The 17121-nt window shown below is 40.1% G+C and carries 15 protein-coding genes; 7 read left to right on the top strand and 8 right to left on the bottom strand.

The genetic code is table 11. The annotated features are described in order from the left end of the window. The first annotated feature begins 3 nt into the window (after window positions 1–3). Genes N0B29_RS05330 through N0B29_RS05320 form a run of 3 tightly spaced genes read left to right on the top strand, consistent with a single transcriptional unit; the run spans window position 4 to window position 2073 of the window. On the top strand, window positions 4–639 hold the full coding sequence (locus tag N0B29_RS05330) for a response regulator transcription factor (protein WP_263832674.1): 636 nt from the start codon (window positions 4–6) through the stop codon (window positions 637–639). Beyond that, window positions 626–1675, top strand: coding sequence for a sensor histidine kinase (locus N0B29_RS05325; protein WP_263832673.1), 1050 nt, complete (start codon window positions 626–628; stop codon window positions 1673–1675). Before N0B29_RS05330 ends, N0B29_RS05325 begins: the two co-directional genes overlap by 14 nt. Then, window positions 1672–2073 (top strand): hypothetical protein, encoded by a 402-nt coding sequence (locus N0B29_RS05320; protein WP_263832672.1) that lies wholly within the window; start codon window positions 1672–1674, stop codon window positions 2071–2073. Before N0B29_RS05325 ends, N0B29_RS05320 begins: the two co-directional genes overlap by 4 nt. Window positions 2074–2099: 26 nt before the next feature. Here the strand turns inward: N0B29_RS05320 and nifK are convergent, their stop codons facing one another. The 4 genes from nifK to nifH form a co-directional block, all read right to left on the bottom strand. Next, the gene (nifK, locus tag N0B29_RS05315) at window positions 2100–3653 is read right to left on the bottom strand and encodes a nitrogenase molybdenum-iron protein subunit beta (RefSeq protein ID WP_263832671.1); all 1554 of its coding nucleotides are present in this window, start codon (window positions 3651–3653) and stop codon (window positions 2100–2102) included. A 10-nt stretch (window positions 3654–3663) separates the two neighbouring features. Next, entirely contained in the window at window positions 3664–5118 is a 1455-nt protein-coding gene (nifD, locus tag N0B29_RS05310) for a nitrogenase molybdenum-iron protein alpha chain (RefSeq protein ID WP_263832670.1), read from the bottom strand. 111 nt (window positions 5119–5229) lie between these two features. Further along, window positions 5230–5589: a hypothetical protein gene (locus tag N0B29_RS05305; RefSeq protein WP_263832669.1), complete on the bottom strand. Its 360-nt coding sequence runs from the start codon at window positions 5587–5589 to the stop codon at window positions 5230–5232. A gap of 118 nt (window positions 5590–5707) precedes the next feature. Next, window positions 5708–6619 carry a nitrogenase iron protein gene (gene nifH, locus N0B29_RS05300; protein WP_263832668.1) on the bottom strand — a complete coding sequence of 304 codons (912 nt, stop codon included), beginning with the start codon at window positions 6617–6619 and terminating at the stop codon, window positions 5708–5710. A 205-nt stretch (window positions 6620–6824) separates the two neighbouring features. Between nifH and N0B29_RS05295 the strand changes: the two genes are divergently transcribed. After that, complete coding sequence (locus N0B29_RS05295; protein WP_263832667.1) at window positions 6825–8966, top strand: methyl-accepting chemotaxis protein; 2142 nt, start codon at window positions 6825–6827, stop codon at window positions 8964–8966. A gap of 211 nt (window positions 8967–9177) precedes the next feature. Here the strand turns inward: N0B29_RS05295 and N0B29_RS05290 are convergent, their stop codons facing one another. Together N0B29_RS05290 and N0B29_RS05285 are read right to left on the bottom strand one after the other, a co-directional pair. Next, the gene (locus N0B29_RS05290) at window positions 9178–9762 is read right to left on the bottom strand and encodes a hypothetical protein (protein ID WP_263832666.1); all 585 of its coding nucleotides are present in this window, start codon (window positions 9760–9762) and stop codon (window positions 9178–9180) included. Window positions 9763–9946: 184 nt separating this feature from the next. Beyond that, entirely contained in the window at window positions 9947–10531 is a 585-nt protein-coding gene (locus N0B29_RS05285; protein WP_263832665.1) for a hypothetical protein, read from the bottom strand. A gap of 257 nt (window positions 10532–10788) precedes the next feature. On the opposite strand from N0B29_RS05285, the gene dat reads away from it, so the two are divergent. Together dat and N0B29_RS05275 are read left to right on the top strand one after the other, a co-directional pair. Beyond that, entirely contained in the window at window positions 10789–11646 is an 858-nt protein-coding gene (gene dat, locus N0B29_RS05280) for a D-amino-acid transaminase (RefSeq protein WP_263832664.1), read from the top strand. Between the two features lie 51 nt (window positions 11647–11697). Then, window positions 11698–14568 (top strand): DUF2135 domain-containing protein, encoded by a 2871-nt coding sequence (locus N0B29_RS05275; RefSeq protein ID WP_263832663.1) that lies wholly within the window; start codon window positions 11698–11700, stop codon window positions 14566–14568. A 45-nt stretch (window positions 14569–14613) separates the two neighbouring features. Here the strand turns inward: N0B29_RS05275 and N0B29_RS05270 are convergent, their stop codons facing one another. Together N0B29_RS05270 and N0B29_RS05265 are read right to left on the bottom strand one after the other, a co-directional pair. Beyond that, entirely contained in the window at window positions 14614–15222 is a 609-nt protein-coding gene (locus N0B29_RS05270) for a pyridoxamine 5'-phosphate oxidase family protein (protein WP_263832662.1), read from the bottom strand. Window positions 15223–15230: 8 nt separating this feature from the next. After that, complete coding sequence (locus N0B29_RS05265) at window positions 15231–15599, bottom strand: FMN-binding protein (RefSeq protein ID WP_263832661.1); 369 nt, start codon at window positions 15597–15599, stop codon at window positions 15231–15233. Window positions 15600–15701: 102 nt separating this feature from the next. On the opposite strand from N0B29_RS05265, the gene pdxR reads away from it, so the two are divergent. Continuing rightward, the gene (pdxR, locus tag N0B29_RS05260) at window positions 15702–17087 is read left to right on the top strand and encodes a MocR-like pyridoxine biosynthesis transcription factor PdxR (RefSeq protein WP_263832660.1); all 1386 of its coding nucleotides are present in this window, start codon (window positions 15702–15704) and stop codon (window positions 17085–17087) included. Window positions 17088–17121 lie beyond the last annotated feature (34 nt).

The raw sequence follows: 17121 nt of genomic DNA, 5'->3' as shown, positions 1-17121 counted from the left end.
TCAATGTCAAAAATCTTACTTCTCGAAGATGACTACCTTTTATGTGAAACGCTCAAAAGCTTACTTAGGGGTGAAGGTTTTGAAGTTATACATGCCAGTGATGGAGAAGAGGCACTAAATTATTCATACGAAAGCTCATTTGATCTTTATCTTTTTGACATCAACGTTCCACTTCTAAATGGTCTTGATCTGCTCAAACTCTTACGTGAAAGTGGCGATGTCACACCCGTTTTTTTTATCAGTGCCTATAAAGATATACAAACCATTACGAAAGCTTTCGATAATGCTTGTGATGATTACATCAAAAAGCCTTTTGAGTTTGATGAACTTTTAGTGCGCATCAAAGCACATATCGTCAAAAAAAATCCTCTTGTTTCGTATGGTCAAATAACGTATGACCTTTTAAATAAACGTGTTTTTCACAATGAAAGAGAAGTTGATCTTGGTTTTGTTGAGAAAGAAATATTTGACCTTCTTATGCGAAATCTGGGTCAAACCATCCTTAAAGAGAGTTTTTTTGATGTGATGGAAAAACCAAGCGACATTGCGCTTCGTGTGCATATTACAAAGCTCAAACAACGCTTTTCTTTACATGTCATCAATGTCAAAGCCATAGGATACCGCCTTGAAAAAGTATGAGAAAGAGGCTTTTTTTAAAACATTTGGCATTTTCTTTGCCACATTGATGCTCTCAACCACGCTTGTTGCCTATTTTTATTTCAGTGAACAAAAACATATTTTAGAAGAACAGATCTTCTCAAAAATGAAATCTTTTACGTATGATTTTCAAAATTACACTTTTGAAGTTGATGTCATTCCTTACGACAATACTGTAGATGAGCTCAATTTACAACCATGCGGTAACGATATGTGCGGGTATTTTGCCATCCCTAGTACGAAAAATTCCATGTTCAAAGTCATTATGCCTTATGAAGAATACAATGCCCAGATTCATACTCTTTTTAACAAAGTGCTTTTGATCTATAGCATTCTTTTATGTACCATCACTGTCTTTTCACTCTTGTACTCGTTTTACGCACTTTATCCGCTCAGGCATGCACTCTATCTTTTGGAAAGTTTCTTAAAAGATATGATTCATGATCTCAATACACCCGTAACTTCGATACTTTTAAATACCAAATCCATCGCCAAAACAGCTCCATCTGAAGCCTTAGAGCGTATCGAGTTAGCGGCAAAAACGATAGCTTCTTTGTACCGTAATCTTGAAGTTTTGCATCAAGGATTTATTCCCAAAAAAAGCGAAATTGATCTTGAAAAACTTTTACATGTAAGAGCAAAACTCTATCAAAAGCTTTACCCAAAACTGACATTTATCTTTGAAACAGAGCCTTGCATCATCCATAGCGATCCTGATTCTATTGCAAGGATTTTTGATAATCTCATATCAAATGCCTGCAAATATAACCGCAAAAATGGCTCAGTCACCCTACGTAATATAGAAAATGTTGTCACGATTAGCGATACAGGTATGGGTATCAAGCGCTGTGATCTTGTCTATGAGCGCTACTATAAAGAGAGTGAAAAAGGGCTGGGATTAGGGCTCAATATTGTTAAAACATTGTGCGATATTTTAGCTATTCACATTACGCTGGAAAGCAATGCTGAGATGGGAACATCGATCACACTCCTCTTCTCAAAAGAGGAAAAAGCATGAAACATTTAACGCTGTTTTGCTTGCTGGTTTTATGCCTCTATGCCCTTGATGAAAATGATGTCGCCCAAGAGATACAAAATGCCAAAACTATTGAAGAACTGAGCACGCAGATGCAAAATGCCCCAAGACAGTACCGTCATCGTTATATTCAAGCGATTAAAGAGCGTGCAAGAATCGAAAATGAAGCTAAAAGAGAACAGATGATGTCTACGCTCAATGCTGAAAAAAATGAGGATGTAACAACACAACAGATCAATGCACTTACAGGAAGAGGCTCAAATGGAAACAGTTCTAGTGCTTCTTCTGGAGCATGCAATGGAAGTGGAAGTGGAAGTGGAAGTGGAAGTGGAAAAGGAAGCAATGGAGGCAAAGGTGGTGGTGGAAAAGGCGGAAAATAAAAAAGAAGAGAGCCGAAGCTCTCAACTTATCTGACGCAGTCGAAGAAATAATCTGTTTTGCCAATATCTTTTGTCTCTTCATCCAACGCGTCGAGGACGGAGTTGGTAATCCAAGTTAAAAGATTTAGCGCACCTTCGTAGCCACTGATAGAGTATCTATGTAAGTGGTGTCTATCAAAAATTGGGAAACCAATTCTGATCAAAGGTATTTTGGTATCTCTGTAAAGCTCTTTACCATAAACGTTACCGATCATAAAATCAACCGGCTCGGTAAAGAGAAGGCTTCTTAAATGCCACAAGTCTTTACCTGCCCAAATGTTGCACTCTTCTTTGAAAGTACATTTGTCAAGAATCGCTTGCATCTCTTTTTCCCAGTTTTTACGTGGTGCATTATGACAAAGAACATGTGTAGGAATGGCTCCCATTTCAACCAAGAAAGAGACAACGCCTAACAAGAAGTCAGGATCTCCCCAGATGGCAAATTTCTTACCGTGCATATACGGATAGCTGTCTTGCATAGCATCGACAAGTTGACCACGTTGAAGTGTCAACTCTTTTGGTACTGGCTTGCCTGTAAGCTCGCTCAGTTTCATTACAAACGCATCTGTTCCAGCAAGACCGATTGGATTACATGTAACATAGTTTTGTTTCCAATCACCCTTGATCATCTTTGCAGTAGCCTGTGTTGAGTACTTTTGCAAAGAAATCGTAGCAGCTGCGCCTCTTGCTGTTTTTGCAACCGCTAAAGGTGTACCGCCAGCGTAAAGTTTGTACTCGCCTGCTGGAGTGTTCCATTGCTCTTCATGGTCACCAAGCATCACAATCTTGTCGCTGAACATAGAAGCGATTTTTTTCACCTCTTTCAAACTTCCAAGGTATGGCTCAAACCCTGGAATGATGTTGATGCGTTCGCTATCTTTTTCTACTTCAACGCCCTCTTCAACCATGTTGAGTTCTTGAAGGATTGCGTTCATCATATTGTCATAACCTGTAACGTGGCTACCAACAAATGAAGGTGTGTGTGCCGCTGGGATTGGCGTGTTGTCAAGCTCACCCTCAGCATCTTTACGAGCGCCGATAACAAAAGCGTTCAAGTCATCACCGATAACTTCTGCCATACATGTAGTCGAAACCGCGATCATGTCTGGTTTGTAAAGCGCTTTACAGTTACGTAAACCCTCTTTCATATTCGCCAAACCACCAAATACCGCTGCACTTTCACTCATTGAGTCAGATACACAAGGTGTTGGCTCTTTAAAGTGACGTGTAAAATAGCTTCTAAAGTAAGCCACACAACCGTGACTACCATGAACATACGGCATGGTGTTCTCAAAACCAAGGGCTGCCATAACAGCACCCAAAGGTTGACACGCTTTAGCTGGGTTGATCGTGATGTGCTCACGTGCTAAGTTTTTCTCACGGTATTCCCATGTTGTTGTCCACTTAGCAATGTCTTTTACTTTTTCAGGGTTTGTAGCGCCTGCATGACCCTCAAACTGTTTTTTGTTTTTGAAAACTTCTTGATACTCTGGTTTTAAAAAGAGCTTTTGCCCGTTTACTATGTTTTCTACGTCTTGCATTGTGCTCTCCTTAGTTAGATTCCCATGGTGCTTTGGTGTGAGCCCATACTGGGGAGTTCAACGCCAAATCCATGTCTTTTGCAAAAATTGCAAAGGCATCGTATCCATGATACGGACCACTATAATCCCAAGAGTGCATTTGTCTAAATGGTAATCCCATTTTTTGGAAAACGTACTTCTCTTTAACACCGCTGGCTACAAGATCAGGTTTGAGTCTTTTGACAAATTGCTCTAATTCGTACTCGTTGGTATCGTCATAGATCAAGGTTGTACCATTAAGCTCATCTTTGGTACGTTTGTAGTCATCACCATGTCCGAACTCATAACCTGTTCCAATAATCTTCATTCCCAAATCTTCGTAAGCACCGATAACGTGACGAGGACGTAATCCGCCGACGTACAACATAACGGTTTTGCCTTCCAATTTTGGACGGTATTTAGCAATGACAGCGTCTGTCATAGCTGTGTATTTTGCGATAACCGCTTCAGTTTTAGCTTGAATACTCTCATCAAAGAATGCCGCAATTTTGCGTAAACTCTCTGTTGTTTTGCTTGGTCCAAAGAAGTTATATTCCATCCAAGGCACACCAAATTCTTGCTCCATGTGACGAACAACATAGTTCATACTTCGGTAGCAGTGAAGAAGGTTGATTTTCGCTTTTGGAGCGATGGTTAACTCTTTATAAGTCGCATCGCCACTCCATTGAGCAATAACACGAAGCCCCATCTCTTCAAGTAAAATTCTTGAACTCCAAGCATCTCCTCCGATGTTATAGTCGCCAATGATCGCAACATCATACGGAGTTGACTCAAAGTCTTTTTTATAAGAGTTATCAGGTAAAACCTCATCGCGAAGCATATCGTTCGCAATGTGGTGACCAAGACTTTGGGAAACACCACGAAAACCTTCACACGAAACCGCAACGGTAGGCTTACCTGACTCTTTTTTATACGCTTTGGCTACCGCTTGAATATCATCACCAATCAAACCGATAGGACACTCACTTTGTACGGAGATACCATTGTTCAATGGGAAAAGTCCGTCAATCTCTGCGAGTGCGGCTTTAAGTTTTTTATCGCCACCGAAAACGATGTCTTTTTCATTGTAATCTGTTGTGAAGTTCATCGTTACATACGTATCAACGCCAGTTGTTCCGATGTAATAGTTTCTTCTACCTGCACGGCTATATTGACCACAACCAACTGGTCCGTGAGAGATATGAATCATATCTTTCACAGGGCCCCAAACAACACCCTTACTTCCAGCGTAGGCACAACCTCTTTGAGACATGACACCTGGAACGGTTTGTTTGTTGCTTTTGGTTGCATCACAAGCACCTTTAACACCCTCAGGCATATCAACGCCAAGGTGTTTTGCTCTACTTTTTTGCGCCTTTTCAGGGTAAGCAGCAAGAACTTCCGCGATGGCGGCTTCTTGTTGGCTTAGTAGTGTTTCTGTTGTCATGCTCTTTTCCTTTTCATTTTTTAACACGCCTTTAGAGCAAAGCTCCAAAGACTACGTTATCACTGGGCTCTCTTTGGCAGAGTGCCCACGCACCCTTGGTGCTATGTCTGATTAAGCGACTTTAACTCTGTAAAGAAGCATATCATCAAGCTTTTTGCAAACATCTGCTGTTGCGCCACCATCGACTGCTTTTGAAATCTCACTCATTTGATACTTGTTGGTGTAATAAATCATTTTGTATTCACCCTCAATGTCTGATTTTTTATAGTAATCAGCCAATGCGGTAAAAAGGAATGATCCTTTTTCAACTTTTAGGTCTTCTTGTTTGATGCCATCACGATTTTCGCTAATAAGAATTGCGTAACTAACATCTGAAAGATCGCCAACTTCTGCTGTAACTCTTTCGATAACTTGTTCATGACTAATTTTATTTCCCAAAGATGCTGGGAAGTGGTATCCGCAAATAAACATAATATGCTCCTTACATTTTTATTTTTTAAGCACCAAAGGTGCGTGGGCTTCACGCCGAGGGAAACTCAGCGTTAGCGTAGCTTTTAGAGCTTTGCTTTAAAAGCGTGTCATCAATGGCTTATGCTGATGCTTTTTTGCCGATAGCGTCTGCTTCGACTTCTTCTTCCAAACCAAATTCCATTAACAACGCCTCAAGATCATCCATCTCTAACGGTTTAGGGATCACTTTTAGATCATTGTGGATGATTTTACGAGCAAGCTCTTTGTACTCAAATGCTTGGTCTGTTTTATCTGCAAACTCAACAACCGTCATACGGCGAAGCTCTGCACGTTGTACGTGGTTACTTCTTGGTACGAAGTGAATGAGTTGTGTTCCAATTTGTTCAGCCAAGTGTTTTGCCAAGTCATACTCACGATCCGTCATACGTGCATTACAGATAAGTCCTGCAAGTCTAACACCACCGGTGTTTGCGTATTTCAAAATACCTTTAGAGATGTTGTTCGCCGCATACATAGCCATCATCTCACCTGACATAACGATGTAGATCTCTTGTGCTTTACCTTCACGAATTGGCATCGCAAATCCACCACAAACAACGTCACCAAGAACGTCGTAAGAGACGAAATCTAAATCTTGGTCATAAGCACCCTCTTCCTCAAGGAAGTTAATCGCTGTAATAACACCACGACCTGCACAACCAACTCCTGGCTCTGGACCGCCTGATTCTGCACACATGATAAAACCTTCTGTAATATCTGTGTTGTCCGGATCAAACTCAGCAGCACCTGGTTTACATACATCTTCAAGCTCTAGGTCTTCAACAGTACCTGCTTCACTTGCTAGTTGCATAATGGTGCATTGTGCTTTTTCATGCAAGATAAGTCGTGTAGAGTCTGCCTTAGGATCACATCCAACGATAAGAATTTTTTTACCGAAGTAGTGCGCCATTGCCGCGAGTGTATTTTGTGAAGTGGTAGATTTACCAATTCCGCCTTTGCCATAAAAAGCAATTTGTCTGAGTTCAGCCATTTTGTTCTCCTTTGTGAGTTTTTTACTTCGCTGTACATTTTGCATATAGTGTTCCGTAGAAAAAAAAGAAGAAAAAAAAATTATAGAAATATAAAAGTAAAATATTTAAAAGTAAAATATTTACATGTAGATTGACTTTAAATCAATTTTCATCTAAGATAGTTTTTTAATACAAAATTATATAATAATAAAAAAGGAGCATATCATGATATTTAAGTCGATTCAAACGAAGATTGTTTTGATAGCCGGGCTTTGCTTGGTTTCAGCAGTTATTCTATTGGTGGGTTACGGGTTGTTTTCATCTACGAGAACACAAGATCGCGTTTCCGCGGAGGTTTCTTCTTTGTTAACAGAGCTTAACATGGAGAGACTACAAAATTTAGCTGGCGAGCAAAGTGGTACTATTCAAGCTGAATTGGAGTTGGCTTTGGATGCTGCTCGTACGATGGCTAATACCTTTGAAGTGAGTAAACTCAAACCTAAAGATGGTAAAGAAGCGCTGGGCATTGGCCGCGACCAGCTCAATGCTGTGCTTCTCAATGTATTGAAAAGCAACAAGAGCTTTAATGGTACCTACTCCTGTTGGGAGCCAAATGCAATCGATGGCGCTGATGCCAACTTTCGTGTGGACAAAGACGGCAATAATCCAACGACTGGGCGCTTTACCCCTTACTGGACGCGTGATGACAAAGGCAATATTGCCGTTCAACCGTTAGTCGAGTACGACACCTACGACAAGCATCCTAATGGTGTTCTTAAAGGTGGATGGTATATTACCCCACGTGAGCAGAATAAAGAGAGTGTTCTTGGACCTTTGCCTTACATCGTACAAGGTAAGCAAGTGTTTCTTGCGACAATGTCTGTGCCAATTACTGTCAATGGTAAATTCTATGGCGTTGCCGGTGCTGACTATAACTTAGACTTTGTTCAAAAAATTGCTGAAAAAGCTGATAAAGCATTATTTGAATCTAATGGGCAAGTCTCCATCATTGCAGACAATGGTCTGTTGGTAGCCCAAAGTGAGAACCCTTCTATGATTGGAGGTCATTTTAAACAAGTGATGCCTAAAGGTTGGGAAGAGATTTATAAAGCGATTCAAGCAGGTAAAGAGTTAGTTCGTATCAACAATGAGAGTGGCATGATAGAAACGGTTGCCCCAATCAAGCTTGGACAGACAGGTAAACCTTGGGCAGTTTTGATTCAAGTGCCACGTGAAATTATATTGGCTAAAGCGTTGGTGCTTGATAAAGACATGACCGATCGACTTTATAATAATGCTTTATTGCAAGTTGTCGTTGGTTTTATCGTTGCTTTACTGGCTATTATTGCAATCTATTTTCTTACCACCAGTATTATTGCCAAACCTCTTTTAAGCCTTAAAGAAACTGCCCATGATTTGGCAACGGGTGATGGTGATTTAACCAAAAAATTAGCTATTAAAAATCAAGATGAAATTGGTGATGCTTCCCATGAGATTAACCAATTTATCGATAAAGTTCACTCAACCATCAAATTAGCAAAAGACACCAGTTCTGAAAATGCATCGATTGCGCATGAGCTCTCAGCGACAACCCTGCAAGTGGGCAAACGCGTGGAAGACTCTTCAATCATCATTTCTCAAGCCACACACATGTCAAGCGAGACCAAACAAGAAATTGTCTCTTCCGTCAATGAAGCAAAAGCTTCAAAAGAAGAGATTGTTAAGGCAAATAATGAACTCCAAAGTGCTCGTAAGTTCCTTCAAAAACTGGGACAGCGTGTTCAAGAGAGCGCACAAACAGAGCAAGAACTTGCACAAAAAATCCAACAACTTAACTCTGATGCCGACCAAGTTAAAAATGTTCTTACCGTCATCGGCGATATTGCTGATCAAACAAACCTTCTAGCACTCAATGCTGCCATCGAAGCTGCACGTGCAGGAGAGCATGGAAGAGGCTTTGCAGTCGTTGCCGATGAAGTACGCAACTTAGCAGAGCGCACCCAAAAAAGCTTGGTTGAAATCAACACAACCATTAATGTCATTGTTCAAGCTATCACGGACAGCTCAGAGAGAATGAATGTTAATTCAACACAAATCCAAGAATTAAACACGCTCGCGGGGGATGTGGAAAGCAAACTGGATAACACTGTTTCTATGATGAATGTTGCAACCAAACTCAATGAAAAAACGGTTAACGACTACATCCAAACAGGTGAAAAAATCGATACCATCGTTTCCAAAATCGAAGAAATCAATACGTTATCAACGCAAAATACCAGAAGTGTGGAAGAAATCGCAGGGGCGAGTGAGCACCTCAATGAACTCACCACCCAACTCAACGCCATCCTCAATAAATTCAGAACATAAGTTAAAGCCCTATTTTAGGGCTTTAATCACTTGATTTTCGTGCCACGTAATCCATCAGTTTTGTTGAAAAAAATCGTTTGAGCCATGTGCCATTCGGCACTGGCTACTTTTTATGATACGAAAGTAGCCTTCCTCTTTTGCGATACATTGTTAGAAAGTTAAAAGTTTAGCTCCGAGCCCAATATTCGGTTGACCCGTTTGTTGGGTGATTTTAATCTTCGTCCTCTCCTTGGAACGATTTTAAGCCGTATTCCCCTTTCTCTTTATCCCAAAGCACATTGACACCAAAATCGCAGTACATACAAAACCAAATTTCCATTGGATCATTTTTTGACAAAGCAGCAAAATTTGGCTCGCCCAGATTTTCAAGAAATGACTTTTGCCAATTCCCGGCAGTGTCTTTGGTAAGGATCAAAATGAAGCTTCCTCGTTGTCCGGTCTCATTTTGGTAAACACCAATAAGAGCAAGATCCTCGACCCCGTCATGGTTAAAGTCACCGAAACGCGAAAATGAAACTCCATTTTCTTTCATGATGTCAGTTCCGTTATCATAGAGCAGTTCCTTAGGAATGGATTCTGACGTAAGTTCCGAAGCCAGATACCATGAGGAATCCAATTGATGTAAAGGAATGCCCCGAATCTGTTTATGAACCGGTACGAACTCTGTGCGAAGCCACCAGGCATAATTTACCGGTTCAGGTGATACTATGGTTCCAACGTGCTTGGTCGTAATAGCGGAACAGCCGCACAATCCAATGAGCAAAAAGAAGTACAGCAGATTCCTTGATTTCATCATTGTTGTTACACCCAACTATTTATTTAACATACATCATATATGAAACAGCCTGTAAATGGGGTAAATGTGTAAATGGGCATGGTAAACGGGGACAGGCTACTTTTTAAATTTTTCACTTTACATGTAAAGATTTTATTGCTTAATTTTAGTAAAGTAGCCTATCCACTTTACATCACTTTTACCACTAATGATGCACCACAGTTAAAACAGCATTTGTCATGTCATCAATAAATTGATTATTTTTAAAAGGCATTATATCTGATGAAGATATATCTGATTGTACTAATCTAAGGTTCCAAACTTCTTTATTTAAGAGAGGAGTTCTCAAACTTAACGAAACAGTATAAGTTGTTGAACAGGTCTGATAGCAAAGTACCTGTTCTTTCACTGGAGTTATAATCAATGTGTAATAATCTTTTGAAGAGGTTGATGGAAATAAATCTTTCATAGGTGTCATTTCGATTCCAGGCAATAAGTCTATAGTTGCAAAATTTGAATCAAAGCCTTTATTTTTAAAATCAAGAAGCATACGTTCTTTGATATCTTTACCTAATCTTTCTGCTTCTGGATGAGTTGGGCTAGTGACAGCTGAAATTTTTTCTGTATTTGTCGCATTTTGTTGAACAAATGTTGATGTTCTATAAAGAATATTTATACCTTGTGTCTGAACACCTTCTTCTGGAGCCTTTCGTAAAACAATTGATTTGGAGGAACATCCACTTATCACTATAAGGAACATTACCAAGATAACGCTCGAAATTAATTTCATTTTATACTCCTTGTGTATCTAATGTTTAAAAGGAGCAATCAAAAAAGAGCTAAACTTTTCTACCCTAACCCAATTTGACACAAACTCCAATACCCGTCAAAAATAATATCTATTTAATCTTTAAAAAGAAAAATATAGTACGCATAAACTTCTTTTTCAACTCTTTACATGTAAAGAAAAAACCATTGCCTACTTATTGCACAGATGGCTAAGAAACCTTTTGGTACAATTTCACATATTTTCCTATGGAGTTTGTAATGAGCAGTATTGTTTTTTTGAACGGAGATTTTTGTAAAGAGGAAGATGCCAAAGTATCTATTTTTGATCGTGGTTATCTTTTTGGTGATGGCATCTACGAAGTTGTACCTGTTATTAATGGAAAAGTAATTGATAAAGAGCCTTTTTATGAGCGTTTCAATGCGAGCATGAGCAAAATTGGTCTTAAAGCGCCTTTTTGCAAAGCAGAGATTGAAACTATTTTAGACACTTTGATTGCTAAAAATGATGTTGTGGAAGGTGGCATTTATATGCAAGTGACACGTGGTGTTGCACCTCGTGAATTCTACTTCCCTGAAAATACTCCAACAACGTTTATGGCATTTACCTTTAAAAAAGAGATCATCAAAAATCCTCTTGCAGACAAAGGTATTAAAGTTGTCAGTGTTGCTGACATCAGATGGAAACGTCGAGACATCAAATCTATCTCTCTTTTAGGTCAAGTTTTGGCTAAAGAAGAGGTACACCAAAAAGGTGCGTACGAGGGTTGGATGGTTGAAGATGGTTTTGTGACTGAAGGAACTTCATCAGCGGCGTTTATCATTAAAGATGGTGTTATCATCACACGTCCTCTTTCAAATGCCATTTTGCCAAGTATTCGCAGAAAACTTCTTATGGAATACACAAAAGCGCATAACATTAAAGTCGAAGAACGTTTATTTACCATTGAAGAAGCGCTAAATGCTGATGAAGCATTTATGGCAAGTGCTACTATTTTCGTTTTACCGATCATCGAGATTGATGGTAAAGCAATTGGCAGTGGAAAACCAGGTCCTATGGTTAAAAAACTTCGTGAAATGTATATTGAAGCCGCACTTAAAGAGGCATCAATAGCATAAAAAACCAAGGCTTTGGAAACAAAGCCTTTCTTACCTTCTTAGGAGTACATCATGAGAGCCTTTTTGAAAGTTGTGTCTGTGGTGTTTGTGCTTACACACACTCTGTTTGCCCTTGAGGCTCCAAGTATTCCACCTCTTCTTATTGTCCCAATGGCAAAAGTTCCCGTTCAAATCAATGCTTTACATGTAGAAACGGAAGTGATCGGTGCCATTGTAACCAGCCATGTTACCCTTACCTTTTACAATCCCAATAATAATGAGCTAGAAGGAAATTTAGAATTTCCACTGAGAGAGGGACAGGTGATAGAGAGTTTTGCTCTTGAATCTTTAGATGAATCTCATACTATGATGCCCTCTTCTGCCATTGAAAAACAACGTGGTGAGGAAGTCTTTGAAGCGATTGAGAGACGAAACGCCGACCCAGCACTTCTTTCACAGACTGTGAGCAACAACTTCAAACTAAGACTCTACCCCATTTTGCCCAAGAAGCAACGTACCATACGGCTTGATATTGTTGAAACACTAAGCCCTAATAACAGTGGTTATTTCACATACTATACACCTTTATCTTTCGAGATTCCTTCACTCAAAAAAAGCTCTTTTACCCTTAGCCTCTATGGCATATCAAAAGAGAATCTTATTAAAAAAGGTATGTTAGAAGAGAGCACTATCAGTGCTTTAAAAAATGGCATAAAGATTAATAGTCAAAAACCTCTTTCTAAACTCACAAAACGCCCCATTGCGCTTTGGAAACCTTCTATTGAGTCACATACGATAGTCTCCTCTTTTGAAGATGAACGCTACTTTGTCAGTGAGCTTCCTTTGCACTGGATTTCACTTTCACAAAAACCTGCAAAAAACCTAGCCCTTATTTGGGATGCTTCAAGCTCTGGTGAGAAGAGAGATCATGCTAAAGAGCTGGCACTCCTAGAAACCTATTTTAAACAACTTCCCAAAGAGGAAACAAGCCATGTTTCGTTAAGTATTGTGCGCAATGAAGCAGAACCCCTTCTTCTTTTTGACATTCAAGGAAGTGATTGGGCACAACTACGCCATGTGCTGGAAACGATTGCTTACGATGGCGCTACCAATGCTGGTGCATGGAGTGTGCCTAAAGAGTTACCAAAATCTGAAAGTGTTGCCTTACTTTTTTCGGATGGTCTGGCTAACTGGAAAGAGATGAGTGAGATCTCTTCACCTGTGCCTCTTTATACGATTAACGCATCACCATTTAACAATAGCCTTTTTCTACAACAGCTTGCAGAGTCAAACAATGGACAATTCCTTGACATTCTAACCCTCTCTAAAGAAGAAGCTCTTGAACGCATTACTAGGCGCACTACACGCATTACCAACATGACAGGAAACAATGTTGACGCACTTGTTTTAAACTCATGTTATCCAGAACATGGTCGTATCACCATCTCAGGTAAGCTACTAAGCGATAAAGCAACCCTGACCCTTACTCGCCAAAATCCCGATGGCAATAGCATCAATCAAACCTTTGTGCTTCACACGCAAGATGCAACACAACATCCAAGTTTTGCCGCTAGGCAGTGGGCAAAGCAACGCATTACACAGCTTGAAGCACAAAGCCATCTTCACAAAGCTGAAATTATACGACTGGGTAAAAAATTTGGTTTGGTAACTGCCTATACCTCTCTTATCGTTCTTGAGAATTTTGAAGAGTACTTGCGTTATGACGTCTTGCCACCAAAAGGACAAATGCGTGAAGCATTTTTTGAGATCAAAGCAAGAAATGAGCTCAATTCTCACGCACAAAAAAGTCAACATCTTGACCACCTAGTCTCTCGTTTCAATGACAAAGTACTCTGGTGGGGAAAAGAGTTTCCAAAAGAAGATAAAAAATACATGCCTCCAGAAGAAGTAAAAGCATCTGCCGTAACTTCTGCACCGATGATGGCTATGGCAGTCTCTAGTGCTGCCCCCATGAGAGAAAGCATGGCAAAATCATCTTCAGTTTCTATGAGTGCGGAAAATCCAACCTCTTCAGTACTTTCCATTCAACTACAAAAATATGAGCCTAATGCCCCTTATGCTAAACGTATTAAAGAAGCAAAGCCAGAAGATCGCTATGCTATCTATCTGGATGAAAAGCCAAATTACGCTAAAAGTACCGCTTTTTACCTTGATGTCGCCCAAATCTTTTTTGAAAATAAAGAGGAGACTCTCGCACTTCGTATTCTCTCAAACATCGCCGAGATGGAGCTTGAAAACAGACATATTTTACGTATTTTGGCATACCGTCTACAACAGATGAATCAGTTTGATTGCGCATTGCCTTTGCTCAAACGTGTTTTGGAACTCTCGCCGCATGAGCCGCAGTCTTGGCGAGATTTGGGGCTTTTATATGCCAAAATGGGTGAAGGACAAAAAGCAGTCGATACCTTATGGGAAGTGGTCAGCACTGAGTGGGAGAGTCGTTTTGCCGACATTGACCTTATCGCTCTTGGTGAACTTAATGCCCTCCTTGCAAACTCTACCAACCTTGACACCTCAAAATTCGACCAACGCCTTCTTAAAAACCTTCCTGTCGACTTGCGAGCTGTTCTTACTTGGGATGCGGATGATTCGGATATGGATTTATGGGTGATTGACCCCAATGATGAAAAAATCTACTATGGGCACACCCTAAGCTATCAAGGTGGACGTATATCGCGCGATTTTACAGCAGGCTATGGACCAGAAGAGTTTATTCTCAAAAAAGCAAAAAAGGGAACATACACGGTAAAAGCGCATTTTTACGGAACGCGCCAACAGATTGTAACGCCATATACGACTCTTATGCTCACGCTTAGTACGGCTTTTGGAACAGATCATCAAAAAGATGAGCACATCATCTTACGATTAAAAGGACGAAGTGAAGATGTCTTTGTTGGAACATTTACAGTAGGAGAGTAAAAGCGTTAAAAGAGGCTTTACATGTAAAGCCTCTTTCCTCTTGTTTTACGCTTTTTTATTTGCCTCTTGGATGAGTTTTACACTCAAAAGATCAAGCGGTTCACCGCGCTCAAGCAATTTTTCAATCACCAAATTTCGGCGTTCTTCGCTTAGGTTTTGCCCAGCTTTGAACTTGATAGAGATGGACTCTGGCATAAGGCGAAAAAGCCCTGTTTGCTCAACCATTTTGGTATAAATAGGATTTGTTACTTCAATAGCATCGTACCCGCCCTCTGGCTGAAGTTTTTGCATAAGTGCCGTGAGCATCGCACATTTTGTAGAAACATCTTCAACCACTTCAATCTTTCCTGTAATCTGCACTGAGATAAAAAATTGCGTTGCAGGTGAAGCGGAGCGGGTATTGCTAAAGTACGAAGGAATGAGTGAAAGTGCCTTAACCACACTAAAGCTCGCTTTTGCATTTTTTCTAAACACCTCCGCTTTTCGTCCTTCTTTAGAGCCATGAAAACAGAGACTCTCTTCATACCAAACAAAATTAAGCGGTACGCCATACGGCTCATCTTCATCAATTAGGCTTAGTGTTCCATACTCACATGTCGCCAACAACTCTTCAAATACGGCTTTATCGTGGACTTCAAATTCTGATCTTCTCATTGTGTTTCCTAAACTGTTTGTATGGCATTTAAAATGGTGATGTTCATAATGGCTCTTGCCCAAGGATAATTTTTTTTCATAAGAGCGTACTCTTCACCATCAGAAATCATCTTTGCATGACCACTGAGTAAAAAACCTGTACCCATTCCATGCAAACCCTCAACCTCTTTACTGCCAACGGTGACCAAGACTCTGTTATCATGATTCAAAGCTTCTTCCATGCCGTGCATTCCACCTACGGGAACGATAAAACTGTCGTTCCCTACACTTACATAAGAGTGCCATGTATTGACAACATGAGGAAACGCTTTTCCTTGAGCGACGATGGCAACAACTCCCTCTTTTTGCATGACTGCTTTTAATGTATCTGAAACCATTTGACTCCCCTTTTTGACTACTTTAAATTCTAATTGTGGTATTATATTCTCAAACTGTACTCTATACAAGAGCCAGTTAATGAAATATTTTAGGGGACAGTTATGTTCGTTCTAGATAAAGAAAAAAGCGAACCACTCTATATACAACTCTATAATGAAATCAAAAAAGAGATCGGCAATAGCTTCTCGTACGGATCAAAACTACCCTCTGTACGTAAAGTCGCAACAGAATACAAAATCAGCAAGAACACCGTTGAATTAGCCTATAAACAGCTCTATACGGAAGGGTACATCGAGAGTGTTCCCAAAAGTGGTTATTTTGTTGCCGATACGTTACTGGAACCTCACTACGATGCGGGCGTGACCTATCAAACTAATACTAAACCAAAAATGGTTCTACGTTATGACTTTTTCCCTGCACGTCTAACGCATGATACATTCCCTTTAAAACTTTGGAAACGTCTTTTTATCAAAGCGATGGAAGAAAAATTGGATTTTGGTGCTTATGGTGATAGACAAGGAGAACTAGGACTAAGGGCTGAAATCTCAAAGTATCTGATCAAGTCACGGGGTGTCGTTTGTGACGCTTCTCAAATTATCGTCTGTGGAGGGTTTAACGACTCCATGAGCTTGATCGCCGCACTCTTTGTCAATCAACTCAACGAGATTGCTATCGAGCATCCAGGGTACCCTGCTACTGAGAAAATATTTACAGATTATGGTTACACCATCACACCTGTTGATGTAGATCACAGTGGCTTAAATATCGATCAACTCGAAACGACTGAGGCCAAGCTAGTTTACATTACGCCATCACATCAGTATCCTACGGGAGTCAATATGCCAATTTCCAACCGTGCCAAACTTTTGAATTGGTCAAAACGTACTGGGGGCATTATTATCGAAGATGACTATGACAGTGAGCTTAGATACCAAAATCGCCCTATTCCTTCACTGCAAGGGCTTGACAACGACGATAGAGTCATTTATGTTGGAACCTTTTCCAAATCACTCTCTCCTGCTTTGCGTATCAGTTACCTTGTTCTTCCTCATCGTTATTTAGAAGCTTTTAAAAAACTATGGCAGATGCGTCATCAACGATGTTGTGTAGCGCTTTCTACCCAAAAAACGTTAGAGCAATTTATGGCAGGTGGTCATTGGGAACGACATTTACGTAAAATTCGTACACTCAATCGTAAAAAACACGACCTCATGAGAGAAGCATTAAAAAAAGCGCTAGGCAATATGATAGAAATTATCAGCGAAGGTGGTGGGCTTGCTATTATGATTAGACCAACCATCAGCATCAATCTACAAAAACTAAGAGCCAATGCACTACAAGAAGGTGTCAAACTTTATTTGGGTAGTGATGACTACGGTGATGCGTGGGAAGCGATAAAAATGGGTTTTGGCGGCTTGCAGGAAGAAGAAATAGAAGATGCCATTTTGCTACTTAAAAAAATATGGCTAAGAACACTTGCAGCATAAAAGAGCCTTTTTTTTTAACGGTTATATTTTGTGC

It is taken from the genome of Sulfurospirillum oryzae (genome assembly GCF_025770725.1).
GTDB lineage: Bacteria > Campylobacterota > Campylobacteria > Campylobacterales > Sulfurospirillaceae > Sulfurospirillum > Sulfurospirillum oryzae.
This window is presented reverse-complemented; position numbering and strand designations above follow the sequence as displayed.

Excerpts from the sequence above, each read along its gene's own strand:
- nifK (WP_263832671.1), bottom strand. The coding sequence starts at position 3,653 with ATGCAAGACGTAGAAAACATAGTAAACGGGCAAAAGCTCTTTTTAAAA.
- pdxR (WP_263832660.1), top strand. The coding sequence starts at position 15,702 with ATGTTCGTTCTAGATAAAGAAAAAAGCGAACCACTCTATATACAACTC.
- nifH (WP_263832668.1), bottom strand. The coding sequence starts at position 6,619 with ATGGCTGAACTCAGACAAATTGCTTTTTATGGCAAAGGCGGAATTGGT.
- N0B29_RS05290 (WP_263832666.1), bottom strand. The coding sequence starts at position 9,762 with ATGATGAAATCAAGGAATCTGCTGTACTTCTTTTTGCTCATTGGATTG.
- nifD (WP_263832670.1), bottom strand. The coding sequence starts at position 5,118 with ATGACAACAGAAACACTACTAAGCCAACAAGAAGCCGCCATCGCGGAA.
- N0B29_RS05285 (WP_263832665.1), bottom strand. The coding sequence starts at position 10,531 with ATGAAATTAATTTCGAGCGTTATCTTGGTAATGTTCCTTATAGTGATA.
- N0B29_RS05320 (WP_263832672.1), top strand. The coding sequence starts at position 1,672 with ATGAAACATTTAACGCTGTTTTGCTTGCTGGTTTTATGCCTCTATGCC.
- N0B29_RS05330 (WP_263832674.1), top strand. The coding sequence starts at position 4 with ATGTCAAAAATCTTACTTCTCGAAGATGACTACCTTTTATGTGAAACG.
- N0B29_RS05275 (WP_263832663.1), top strand. The coding sequence starts at position 11,698 with ATGAGAGCCTTTTTGAAAGTTGTGTCTGTGGTGTTTGTGCTTACACAC.
- N0B29_RS05305 (WP_263832669.1), bottom strand. The coding sequence starts at position 5,589 with ATGTTTATTTGCGGATACCACTTCCCAGCATCTTTGGGAAATAAAATT.
- N0B29_RS05270 (WP_263832662.1), bottom strand. The coding sequence starts at position 15,222 with ATGAGAAGATCAGAATTTGAAGTCCACGATAAAGCCGTATTTGAAGAG.
- N0B29_RS05295 (WP_263832667.1), top strand. The coding sequence starts at position 6,825 with ATGATATTTAAGTCGATTCAAACGAAGATTGTTTTGATAGCCGGGCTT.
- dat (WP_263832664.1), top strand. The coding sequence starts at position 10,789 with ATGAGCAGTATTGTTTTTTTGAACGGAGATTTTTGTAAAGAGGAAGAT.
- N0B29_RS05265 (WP_263832661.1), bottom strand. The coding sequence starts at position 15,599 with ATGGTTTCAGATACATTAAAAGCAGTCATGCAAAAAGAGGGAGTTGTT.